Origin of the sequence: Streptomyces sp. MB09-02B, assembly GCF_033794485.1 — a bacterium.
Classification (GTDB): domain Bacteria; phylum Actinomycetota; class Actinomycetes; order Streptomycetales; family Streptomycetaceae; genus Streptomyces.
The window spans coordinates 1-11198 of sequence record NZ_JARGEE010000302.1; the positions used below are offsets into that span (position 1 = coordinate 1).

General features: G+C 72.2%; 12 protein-coding genes and 1 riboswitch. Of the genes, 6 read left to right on the top strand and 6 right to left on the bottom strand.

Going from position 1 to position 11198, the window contains the following annotated elements:
* The first annotated feature begins 127 nt into the window (after positions 1-127).
* From P1P70_RS31670 to P1P70_RS31690, 5 genes are all read left to right on the top strand, one after another.
* Entirely contained in the window at positions 128-1456 is a 1329-nt protein-coding gene (locus P1P70_RS31670; RefSeq protein ID WP_319243896.1) for an MFS transporter, read from the top strand.
* A 395-nt stretch (positions 1457-1851) separates the two neighbouring features.
* A riboswitch (cobalamin riboswitch) is annotated at positions 1852-2036 on the top strand.
* Between the two features lie 29 nt (positions 2037-2065).
* Complete coding sequence (locus tag P1P70_RS31675; RefSeq protein WP_319243898.1) at positions 2066-2785, top strand: energy-coupling factor ABC transporter permease; 720 nt, start codon at positions 2066-2068, stop codon at positions 2783-2785.
* Positions 2782-3315, top strand: a complete 534-nt coding sequence (locus P1P70_RS31680; RefSeq protein ID WP_319243900.1) for an energy-coupling factor ABC transporter substrate-binding protein — start codon at positions 2782-2784, stop codon at positions 3313-3315. Before P1P70_RS31675 ends, P1P70_RS31680 begins: the two co-directional genes overlap by 4 nt.
* Before the next feature lie 5 nt (positions 3316-3320).
* The gene (gene cbiQ, locus P1P70_RS31685; protein WP_319243902.1) at positions 3321-4070 is read left to right on the top strand and encodes a cobalt ECF transporter T component CbiQ; all 750 of its coding nucleotides are present in this window, start codon (positions 3321-3323) and stop codon (positions 4068-4070) included.
* The gene (locus P1P70_RS31690) at positions 4067-4948 is read left to right on the top strand and encodes an energy-coupling factor ABC transporter ATP-binding protein (protein ID WP_319243904.1); all 882 of its coding nucleotides are present in this window, start codon (positions 4067-4069) and stop codon (positions 4946-4948) included. Before cbiQ ends, P1P70_RS31690 begins: the two co-directional genes overlap by 4 nt.
* On the opposite strand, the gene P1P70_RS31695 is transcribed toward P1P70_RS31690, so the two are convergent.
* From P1P70_RS31695 to P1P70_RS31720, 6 genes are read right to left on the bottom strand one after another with little or no spacing between them, the layout of a single operon-like run.
* Entirely contained in the window at positions 4930-5802 is an 873-nt protein-coding gene (locus P1P70_RS31695) for an amidohydrolase family protein (RefSeq protein WP_319243906.1), read from the bottom strand. The genes P1P70_RS31690 and P1P70_RS31695 overlap by 19 nt on opposite strands.
* Positions 5799-6110 carry an L-rhamnose mutarotase gene (locus P1P70_RS31700; protein ID WP_319243908.1) on the bottom strand — a complete coding sequence of 104 codons (312 nt, stop codon included), beginning with the start codon at positions 6108-6110 and terminating at the stop codon, positions 5799-5801. The genes P1P70_RS31695 and P1P70_RS31700 overlap by 4 nt, the downstream gene beginning before the upstream one ends.
* Entirely contained in the window at positions 6107-7105 is a 999-nt protein-coding gene (locus P1P70_RS31705) for an aldo/keto reductase (protein ID WP_319243910.1), read from the bottom strand. Before P1P70_RS31705 ends, P1P70_RS31700 begins: the two co-directional genes overlap by 4 nt.
* Positions 7102-7911, bottom strand: a complete 810-nt coding sequence (locus P1P70_RS31710; RefSeq protein WP_319243912.1) for an SDR family oxidoreductase — start codon at positions 7909-7911, stop codon at positions 7102-7104. Before P1P70_RS31710 ends, P1P70_RS31705 begins: the two co-directional genes overlap by 4 nt.
* Positions 7908-9245, bottom strand: a complete 1338-nt coding sequence (locus P1P70_RS31715; protein ID WP_319243914.1) for an L-fuconate dehydratase — start codon at positions 9243-9245, stop codon at positions 7908-7910. The genes P1P70_RS31710 and P1P70_RS31715 overlap by 4 nt, the downstream gene beginning before the upstream one ends.
* Positions 9246-9256: 11 nt before the next feature.
* Entirely contained in the window at positions 9257-10108 is an 852-nt protein-coding gene (locus P1P70_RS31720; protein ID WP_319243916.1) for a fumarylacetoacetate hydrolase family protein, read from the bottom strand.
* A 418-nt stretch (positions 10109-10526) separates the two neighbouring features.
* On the opposite strand from P1P70_RS31720, the gene P1P70_RS31725 reads away from it, so the two are divergent.
* On the top strand, positions 10527-11198 hold a 672-nt coding region (locus tag P1P70_RS31725), incomplete at its 3' end, for a sugar ABC transporter substrate-binding protein (protein ID WP_319243918.1).

The following is an 11198-nucleotide window of genomic DNA, read 5'->3' on the forward strand; positions in this document are numbered from 1 at the left end:
GGGCCGTGGGGGCCGTCTTTCGCCCGCGGGTCCGTGGGGGCCGGTCGCGCAGTTCCCCGCGCCCCTTCGGGGGCACACTCTCCGCCATCATGTGCGCAGGTGCGCACATGATGGCTATCATCTGATTATGTTTGCAGTCCTGCGTCAGCGTGCCTTTCGGCGGCTCTTCGTCGCCCAGGTCGTGGCCCTGGTGGGTACCGGGCTGGCGACCGTCGCGCTCGGGCTGTTGGCGTACGACCTCGCGGGCGCCGACGCCGGGGCCGTCCTCGGGACGGCTCTCGCGATCAAGATGGTGGCGTACGTGGTGATCGCCCCGGTCGTCGGCGCGGTCGCCGACCGGCTGCCGCGCCGGGCCCTCATGGTGACGGCGGACCTGGTGCGCGCGGGGATCGCCGTGTCGCTGCCGTTCGTCGGTGAGGTCTGGCAGGTGTACGTCCTGGTGTTCCTGCTGCAGTCCGCGTCGGCCGTGTTCACGCCCACGTTCCAGGCCGTCATCCCCGATGTGCTGCCCGAGGAACGCGACTACACACGGGCCCTGTCGATGTCCCGGCTCGCGTACGACCTGGAGAGCCTCTTCTCCCCCGCCCTCGCGGCCGCGCTGTTGTCCGTGACGACCTACGACGGGCTGTTCACCGGCACGGTCCTCGGTTTCCTGGCCTCGGCCGCGCTGGTCGTCTCGACCGTGCTGCCCGAGCGGGCCGCCGTCACCGCGCCGCCCGCCGGCGGCGCGTACGCCAGGGCGACCGCCGGTACGCGCCTCCTCCTGGGCGTGCCCGAGCTGCGGGCCCTGCTCGCCCTGAACCTCGCGGTCGCGGCGGCCGGGGCGATGGTGACGGTGAACTCCGTCGTCTACGTCCGCGACGTGCTGGGCCTGTCGGCGGGCGCCCTACCGCTGGCACTCGGGGCGTACGGGGCGGGGTCGATGGCCGTGGCGCTGGTGCTGCCCCGGGTGCTGGCCAAGGTGCCCGACCGGGCCGTGATGCTGCCGGGCGCGCTGTCGCTGGCCGTCGTCTTCGCCGGACTCGGGGCCGTCACGGGCGCGCAGGGCGGGAGTTGGCGGCTGCCCGCGCTGTTGGTGCTCTGGGCCGCGTTCGGTGCCGCGTGCTCGGCGGTGCTCACTCCCACCGGGCGGCTCGTCCGGCGCTCGGTGACGCCCGGGGAGCGTACGGCCGCGTTCGCCGCGCAGTTCTCCCTCTCGCACGCCTGCTGGCTGCTGACGTATCCCCTGGCCGGCTGGCTGGGGGCGGCGGCCGGGCTGAACTGGGCGGTGCTCGCCCTGGGTTCGCTCGCGCTGGGCGCGGCGCTGCTGGCCGTACGGCTGTGGCCGGTGCGGTCGACGTCCCACGTGCACGCCGACCTCCCCTTCGGTCACCCCCATCTGGTGGGCGCCCGGCGCGTCCCGGCCGGGTGGCGGCACAGCCACGGCCGCCTCGCGGACGGGCTGCACGCTCGCTAGGGGTGTTTTCGTGGTGGGGGGGGTGATCGTCAGTCCGCCGACCACTTCAGGCCGACGACGACGTAGCCGACGGTGGTGAGGTCCAGCCCGGCGGCCCGGTCCCAGAATGTGCCGTTCGGATGCGCCTTCTCGGCAGTAGCCGAGGCCGAGGAGTACGACCGTGCCGATGATGAGGGCGACCGCCACGGACAGGCCCGCCCGAGCGCCTCGCACGGAACACCTTCCGGATCCCCACCATGATCACCAGGCTGACGACGGCGATGGGCCGTGTCGGTACCAGGAGCCATGGTGCGTGCGGCTCGTGGGGCGTGCGCCGGAGTGTGCGCCCGAGTGTGAGCTGTCGCACGGCGCCCGCGCGCCCCTCGACTCCGCTTGTCAGCATCCTTATCCGGGCATTACTGTCACCACGCCTTGGTGAACGGGAAATCCGGTGTGATGCCGGTGCGGCCCTCGCCACTGTGAATCGGGAAGTCCGGCTCCGGTCCTCACGGACAGCCACTGGGTCTTCGGACCCGGGAAGGCGGAGCACGGGCGGTGTCACCCGTAAGCCAGGAGACCGGCCAAGGCGCGTCAACCATCCACGAGGTGCTGGAGAGGGTCTGCTGAGCCATGCACATAGCCGAGGGTTTCCTTCCTCCCGCGCACGCGATCGCCTGGGGCGTCGCGTCCGCGCCGTTCGTCGTCCACGGAGTACGAGCACTCACCCGTGAGGTCAGGGAGCATCCGGAGAGCACACTGTTGCTCGGTGCCTCGGGTGCCTTCACCTTCGTCCTGTCCGCGCTGAAGCTGCCGTCGGTGACCGGGAGTTGTTCCCACCCCACCGGCACCGGTCTCGGCGCCATCCTGTTCCGGCCGCCGATCATGGCGGTCCTCGGCACCATCACCCTGCTCTTCCAGGCCCTGCTGCTCGCACACGGCGGTCTGACCACGCTCGGCGCCAACGTCTTCTCGATGGCGATCGCCGGCCCCTGGGCGGGGTACGGCATCTACCGGCTGCTGCGGCGGTTCGACGTGCCGCTGATGGTCACCGTGTTCTTCGGCGCGTTCGTCGCCGACCTGGTCACCTACTGCGTCACCAGTGTGCAGTTGGCGCTCGCCTTCCCCGACCCGAGCAGCAGCTTCCTGGGCGCGCTCGGCAAGTTCGGCTCCATCTTCGCCGTCACCCAGATCCCGCTCGCGGTCAGCGAGGGTCTGCTCACCGTGCTGGTGATGCGTCTGCTGGTGCAGTCGAGCAAGGGCGAACTCACCCGGCTCGGCGTGCTCCTGACCGGCCGGCAGGGCCGCACCGGGGCCGAGACGGAGACCGAGACCGAGGCGGTGGCCCGATGAACCGGAACACGAAGATCAACGCACTGCTGCTGCTCGTGGTGGTGGCGCTCGCCGTCCTGCCGCTGGCCCTCGGCCTCGGTGACCACAAGGAGGAGCCGTTCGCGGGCGCCGACGGCGAGGCGGAGACGGCGATCACAGAGATCGAGCCGGACTACGAGCCGTGGTTCTCCCCGCTGTACGAGCCGCCGTCCGGTGAGATCGAGTCGGCGCTCTTCTCCCTCCAGGCCGCCCTCGGCGCGGGAGTCCTCGCCTACTACTTCGGCATCCGCCGGGGCCGACGCCAGGGCGAGGCCCGGGCCCGGGCCCGGATCGACGCGGCCGGGGTGACCGGCACGGAGCCGGCGACGCCGGTGGACACGACGCTCGCGGCCCCCACGGCGAGCGCGTCCGCCCCGCCGGCGAGTGTCCCGGCAGCCGCGGCGGCGTCGAAGGGAGCGTCCGGCGCGTCCGACCCGACCGACCCGACCGACCCGACCGACGACCAAGCCTCGCCCTGTGGCTCCGGGACGCCCCCCGTCGGGCGGGGCTGACCCGGGTGCTGCCGATCGACGCGGCGGCGCACAGCAGTCGCTGGCGCCGCCGCCATCCCGTGGACAAGGCCGTGCTCGGGCTCGGCCTCACCGTGCTCGCGATCTCCCTGCCGCCCTGGCCGGGCGCGGCCCTGGTCCTGCTGACCGCGCTCGTGGTGCTGCTGGGCCCCGCGGGCGTGCCCGGGCGTCGGCTGTGGCGGGCCTACCGGGTGCCGCTGGGCTTCTGCGTGACCGGCGCGCTGCCGCTGCTCGTGCAGGTGGGCGGGCCAACCGGGTTCGTCGCCCCGGCGGACGGCGGGGCGGTCCGGGCCGGGGAGCTGTTGCTGCGTACCTCGGCCGCCTCCCTCGGCGTCCTCCTGTTCGCCTTCACCACCCCGATGTCGGACCTGCTGCCCCGGCTGGTCCGGGCCGGGGTGCCCGCGCCGGTCGTGGACGTGGCGCTGGTGACGTACCGGATGAGCTTCCTCCTCCTGGACTCCGTGCGCCGGATCCGGGAGGCGCAGGCGGCCCGGCTGGGGCACACCACCCGGGCCGCCGCCTGGCGTTCCCTCGCCGGCCTCGGCGCCACCGCGTTCGTACGGGCCTTCGACCGGGCGGCACGGCTGCAGACGGGGCTCGCCGGACGCGGGTACGACGGCACCCTGCGCGTCCTGGTGCCCGAGGCCCGGGTCTCCACGCGCTTCGTCACGGCCAGTGTCGCGCTCCTCGCGGCCGTGGCCGCCCTCACCCTCGTTCTGGAAAGGCCGCTGACATGAGCGAGCCCGTGCTCGTCGCCCTGCGGGGCGCGTCGTTCGCGTACGAGGACGGACCGGCCGTGCTCAGCGACCTCGACTTCGAGGTGCGCGAGGGGCGCGCGCTCGCCCTGCTGGGCCGCAACGGCAGCGGCAAGACCACGCTGATGCGGCTGCTCAGCGGCGGACTGCGGCCCCGGACGGGCGAGTTGACGGTCGAGGGGCGGCCGGTGACATACGACCGCAAGGGTCTCACCCGGCTGCGGACGACGGTCCAGCTGGTCGTCCAGGACCCGGACGACCAGCTCTTCGCGGCGTCCGTCGCGCAGGACGTGTCGTTCGGACCACTGAACCTCGGACTGGCCGACACGCAGGTGCGGGCCCGGGTGGACGAAGCGCTCGGCGCGCTCGGTATCGCCGCCCTCGCCGACCGGCCGACCCATCTGCTCTCCTACGGCCAGCGCAAGCGGACCGCCATCGCCGGGGCGGTCGCGATGCGGCCCCGGGTCCTGATCCTCGACGAGCCGACCGCCGGACTCGACCCGGACGGACAGGAACGGCTCCTCGCCACACTGGACGAGCTGCGCCGGTCCGGCACCACCGTCGTGATGGCCACCCATGACGTCGACCTCGCGCTGCGCTGGGCCGACGACGCGGCGCTGCTCACCCCGTCCGGCGCGCGCACGGGCCCGGTGGCCGAGATGCTCGCCCGCACGGACCTCCTCCAGCAGGCGGGACTTCGGCTCCCCTGGGGGGTCGCGGTCGCCCGACTCCTGCGTGGGCAGGGGCTGTTGGCCGAAGAGGAGGCCGGTCCGCGCACACCGGAGGAGTTGGCGGCCCTGGCGGGGTCGGACACCGGGCCGGGGTCGTACCTGCCTCAGCCTCAGATCCCCAGGCCGTAGACGCGGACGGCGGTGCCCGCGAAGACCTCCCGGTGTTCGCCCTCGCCGAGTCCGGACATCAACGTGTGCGCCACGTCCAGGACTTCGGCGTAGTCGGAGGCGAGTCGGCAGACCGGCCAGTCGGAGCCGTACATCAGCCGCTCGGGACCGAAGGCGTCCAGCACGGTGTCGGCGTACGGGACGAGGTCCGCGACCTGCCAGGAGTGCCAGTCGGCCTCCGTGACCAGGCCGGAGAGCTTGCACACGGTGTTCGGCAGGGCCGCCAGCCGGCGGATCTCCCCCGCCCACGGCTCCAGTTCACCGGAGGCGATGGGCGGCTTGCCCAAGTGGTCGAGCACGAAGGTGAGTGCGGGGAGGCGGGCGGCCGCCTCCACGGCCGCCGGGAGCTGGTGGGGCTGGACCACGAGGTCGTGGACGAGTCCCGCGTCGGCGACCGCTGCGAGGCCGCGCAGCACGTCCGGGCGGGTCAGCCAGCGGGGGTCGGCCTCGCCCTGTACCTGGTGGCGGATCCCCACCAGGTACTCCCCGCCGGGGCCTTCGCGCAGTTCGGCCAGGGCGTCGGCGACGGCCGGAGAGGTGAGGTCGGTCCAGCCGACGACGCCGGCGACCAGGTCGCTGCCGGCGGCGAGGGCCAGGAACTCGGGGGTCTCCTCGGGCACGGTGATCGTCTGGACCAGGACCGTGGCGGTGACGGCGGCGGCACGCGCGGCGGACTCCAGCTCGCGGAGCGTGAAGTCGCGGCGCAGCGGGGCCAGTTCGGGACCCGTGATCCAGTCCTGGTCACGGGCGGAGAGGTCCCAGACGTGGTGGTGGGCGTCGATGGTCCAGGCGTCGGTGTCGTCCGTGCCGGTCACAGCTCCCACACCACGGGCAGCCCGGCGTCGGAGCCCTCGGCCGAGTAGTCGTGGACGACGTCGAGGAGGTCGGCCATGCGGGCCTGCCAGGCGATGTTGACCGGCAGTTTCTCCAGTTCGGCGATCATCGCCGGGTAGTCCTCGACCTCCAGCAGGTGGAAGAGGTCGGTGCCGCTGCGCCAGATCGTCCACTCGCTCACCCCGGCGGCGCGGATGGCGGCGGTCAGTTCCCCGGGGACCTCGCGGTGGGCCGCCTCGTACTCCTCGACGCGGTCGGCGCGGACCTTGGTGTGCAGGGCGACCCTCACGACGGCTCCTTCGGCTGCGGGACGGGGGTGTTCGGGCTCAGCAGCCCCTCGGCGCGCAGCTCGTCCCAGAGGGCGGCCGGGATCGGACGGCTGTGCAGGTCGACCGTGTCCCGCACCTCCTCCGCCGAGCGGGCGCCCGTCAGTACGGCCGCGACCGCCGGGTGGGCGGAGGGGAACGCCAGGGCCGCCGCGCGCAGCGGCACGCCGTGGCGTTCGGTGACGGCCCTCAGGCGCAGGGCGCGGTCGAGCACGGGCCGCGGCACGGGGGCGTAGTCGTACGTGGCCTCCGGCTTCGGGTCGATCAGCAGGCCGGAGTTGAAGGCGCCACCGATCAGCACGCTGCGTCCCCGGGCGGTGGCCTCGGGCAGCAGTTCCTCCAGGCCCTCCTGTTCGAGGAGGGTGTAGCGGCCGGCCAGCAGCACCACGTCGATGTCGGTCTCGCGCAGGAAGCGGGTGGGAGCGGCGCACTGGTTCATACCGACGCCGATGGCGCCCACGACGCCTTCGTCCCGCAGCCGTTCCAGCGCCGGGTACGCCTCGCGCAGGGCCTGCTCGACGTGGTCGTCGGGGTCGTGGAGGAGGACCACGTCGATCCGGTCGAGGCCGAGCCGCCGCAGGCTGGCCTCCAGGGAGCGCAGGACGCCGTCGGCGCTGAAGTCCCAGACGCGGCGGTGGGTCGCCGGGACCGCGAAGCCGTTTCCCAGGTCGTCGCCCTCGGCGGTCTCGTTCTCCACCAGCAGTCGGCCGACCTTGGTGGAGACCGTGTACGCGTCCCGGGGACGGTCGCGGAGAGCGGCGCCGAGGCGGCGTTCGGAGAGGCCGAGACCGTAGTGGGGTGCGGTGTCGAAGGTGCGGATCCCGGCGTCCCAGGCCGCGTCGACCGCGGCGGTGGCCGCCTCGTCGGACACCGGGCGGAAGAGGTTGCCGATGCCCGCGGCGCCGTAGGCCAGCTCGGTGACGCGGACCTCGGTGCGGCCGAGGGTCGTGGTCCTCATGAGCCCGCCGGGCGCAGCCGCAGGCCCTGCATTCCGCCGTCGACGGCGAGGGAGGTGCCGGTGACGGACGCGGCGGCGGGGCTCGCCAGGTAGACGATGGCGGCGGCGACCTCGTCGGCGGTGACCAGGCGTCCCAGGGGCTGACGGGCGTTGAGGGCGGCACGCTCCGCGTCGGGGTCGTCGGCGGCGTCGAGGAGTCGGCCGACCCAGGGGGTGTCGGCGGTGCCGGGGTTGACGCAGTTGACGCGGATGCCCTCGCGGACGTGGTCGGCGGCCATGGCCAGGGTCAGGGAGAGGACGGCGCCCTTGCTGGCGCAGTACAGGGCGCGCTGCGGGAGGCCCGCGGTGGCGCCGATCGAGCAGGTGTTGACGACCGCCGCGTGTGCCGAGCGCCGCAGATGGGGCAGGGCGGCCCGGGTGGTGCGGACCATGCCGAGGACGTTGACGTCCAGGACGCGGTGCCACTGCTCGTCCGGGTTGTCCTCGACGGTCCCGACGGCGCCGATGCCGGCGTTGTTGACGAGGATGTCGATGCCGCCGAGCCGCTGGGCGGCCTCCGTGACGGCGGCCCGTACGGAGGTGTCGTCGGTGACATCGGTCTCGAGGGCGAGCAGCGGGGCCGAGGCCCCCGAGGGGTCGAGGTCGAGCACCGCGACCCGGGCGCCCCGTGCGGTCAGCAGCCTGGCGGTGGCCAGCCCGATCCCGGACGCGCCACCGGTGACGATGGCGCGGAGCCCCGTCAACTCACCTGTCTGCCCGGTCGACTCACTTGTCTGCCCGGTCGACTCACCTGACTGCCCGGTCATGCGACTTCCTCCTGTCCAGCGAGGTCGGCGGCCCAGAACGTGCCGTCCGGGTAACGGTATTCGGCGAGCGACTCGGCATGCATGGTGGCGGAGAAACCCGGGGTCAGCGGGGCGGCGTAGTGGCCCTCGCGCATCACCACGGGTGCGGTGAAGTGCTCGTGGAGGTGGTCGACGTACTCGATGACCCGGTTCTCGGTGGTGCCGGACAGGGCGAGGTAGTCGAACATCGACAGGTGCTGGACCAGTTCGCACAGGCCGACCCCGCCGGCGTGCGGGCAGACGGGCACCCCGAACTTCGCGGCGAGCAGCAGGATGGCGAGGTTCTCGTTGACGCCGCCGACGCGGGCGGCGTCGATCTGGAGGACGTCGATGGCTTCGGCCTGGAGGAGCTGCTTGAAGACGATGCGGTTCTGGACGTGTTCGCCGGTGGCGACCTTCACCGGCGTCACCGCCCGGCGGACGGTCGCGTGGCCGAGGATGTCGTCGGGGCTTGTGGGTTCCTCGATCCAGTACGGGTCGAAGGCGGCGAGGGCCCGGGTCCACTCGATCGCCTCGTCGACGTTCCAGCGCTGGTTGGCGTCGATGGCGATGCGGATGCCGTCGCCGACGGCGGCGCGGGCGGTGCGCATCCGCCGTATGTCGTCGTCGAGGTCGGCGCCGACCTTCAGCTTGATCTGGGTGAAGCCGTCGGCGACGGCCTGCTTGGCGAGCCGGGTGAGCTTGTCGTCGGAGTAGCCGAGCCAGCCCGGTGAGGTGGTGTAGCCGGGGTAGCCGCGCTCCAGCAGCACCGTCTCGCGCTCGGCGAGCCCGGCGCGGCCCTCGCGCAGCAGCCGGAGGGCTTCCTCGGGGGTGAGGGCGTCGGCGATGTAACGGAAGTCGACCTGGGAGACCAGCCACTCGGGGTCGGCGTGGGCCAGCAGCCGCCACAGGGGCTGCCCGGCGCGCTTGGCCGCCAGGTCCCACACGGCGTTGACGACGGCGCCGATCGCCATGTGCATCACGCCCTTCTCGGGGCCGAGCCAGCGCAGCTGGCTGTCGCCGATCAGGTCGCGGTTGACGGAGCCGGGGTCCGCGCACAGCTCCTCGACCGAGCGGCCGACGAGGTGGGGCCGCAGGGCGCCGATGGCGGCGACCTGGACGTCGTTGCCGCGTCCGATGGTGAAGGTGAAGCCGTGGCCTTCGAGGCCGTCGCCGGCGTCGGTGCGCAGCACCAGGTAGGCGGCGGAGTAGTCGGGGTCGGGGTTCATCGCGTCCGAGCCGTCCAGCTCCCGCGAGGTGGGGAAGCGGACGTCGTAGGTGTCGACCGCGGTGATCCGGGCGGAGGTTGCAGTCACGGAGGTGCCTTTCACGCTTGGCCGAAGGTCTGACGCTGGCTCCCGAGCCCGTCGATCTCCAGCTCGACGGTGTCACCGGAGCGGAGATAGGGGGTGCCGGGCAGGCCCAGGGCCACGCCCGCGGGCGTACCGGTGTTGATCACGTCGCCCGGCTCCAGAACCATGTACCGGCTGAGGTATGCCACGATCTCGTGGACCGGGAAGATCATGTCGCGGGTGTGGCCGTCCTGGCGCTTGACGCCGTTGACGCTCAGCCGCAGCCCGAGGCCCTGCGGATCGCCGACCTCGTCGGCGGTCACCAGCCACGGTCCCATCGGGTTGAAGGTCTCGCAGGACTTGCCGAGGTCCCACTGCGAGGAGTACTCCAGCTGGAACTCGCGCTCGGAGACGTCATGGCTGACCACGTACCCGGCGATCACCCCGGCGGCCTCCTCGGGGCCCTCCAGATAGCGGGCCCGCCGTCCGATGACGACCCCCAGCTCGACCTCCCAGTCCGTCTTCACCGAACCGCGCGGGACCAGCACCTCGTCGTACGGGCCGACGACCGTGCTCGGATCTTTCATGAAGACCACGGGGCGGGGCGGGATCGCGGCGCCGGTCTCGGCGGCGTGGTCCCGGTAGTTCAACCCGACGCAGATGACCTTGCCCGGGCGGGCGACGGGGGCCCCGACGCGCACGCCGTCCAGGTCGAGCCCGGGAAGGGTGCCGGCCTCGATCGCCGCGCGGACCCTGTCGATTCCCCCGGAGGCGAGGAAGGCGCCGTCGATGTCGGAGGCCACCGAGGACAGATCCAGCAGCTTGCCGTCGTCGGTACGGACGGCCGGCCGCTCCTCTCCCGGGGCGCCGACGCGTAGCAGTTTCACTGGGGTAGCTCCCTTTCCATGCGTTCGCTCATTCATCGGAGGAATGGCGCACCGCGACTTTAGGGGCAGTTCGGCGCCCTGACAACGTATTCCTCGGATGTATTTGGCCGACTACAGGCTTTGCGCAGCTCATAGATCCGTCATGTACGACTTCGTCTCAGCCGGAGCACCGACCGTGCCACCCGGACAGACTGCCGAATTGCTGCGGGAAACCTCTTGTCAGCCCGGGCAATGCCGTCGTAACGTCCTCGACGTCCGAGATACATCGGAGGAATCGCTCCACCGCCCGCAGTGAGGTAGTGGCCCTTCAAACTCCGCTGCTCGTTCACCGGTTGACCTCTACCCCCTTCCCTCCGGCAGCCCTCGCGTGCCTGTCCCGGAGGGCGGCCTCCCTGTCCTGGCTAAGGAGAACCCGGCCATGAAGCTCGCTCGCATCCGCTCCGCCGCCGCAGCGGCCTGCGCACTCGCAGCCCTCACCCTCGTCACCGCGTGCAACCGCGACAGCTCCTCCGGGTCCGCCGACTCGGGCGGTGACAAGCCCGCCATCGGGATCGACCTGCCCCGTTCCGACTCGGACTTCTGGAACTCGTACGCCGAGTACCTGAAGAAGGACGTCAAGTCCGAGGACATCAACGCGCTGCCGCTGAGCAACTCGCAGAACGACGTCACCAAGCTGGTCGCCAACGTGCAGGTGTTCCAGAACACGGGCGCCAAGGCCGTCGTCATGGCCCCGCAGGACACCGGCGCCATCGCCTCCACCCTCGACACCCTCGCGTCGAAGAAGATCCCCGTGGTCAGCGTCGACACCCGCCCCGACAAGGGTGACGTCTACATGGTGGTGCGTGCCGACAACCGGGCGTACGGCACCAAGGCGTGCGAGTTCCTCGGTGAGCAGCTGGGTGGCAAGGGCAAGGTCGCCGAACTGCAGGGCGCGCTGGACTCGATCAACGGCCGTGACCGCTCCGAGGCGTTCGCCGAGTGCATGAAGACCAAGTTCCCGAAGATCAAGGTCTTCGAGCTGCCCACCGACTGGAAGGGCGACGTGGCCTCCGCCAAGCTGCAGAGCCTGCTCGCCCAGCACCCCGACCTG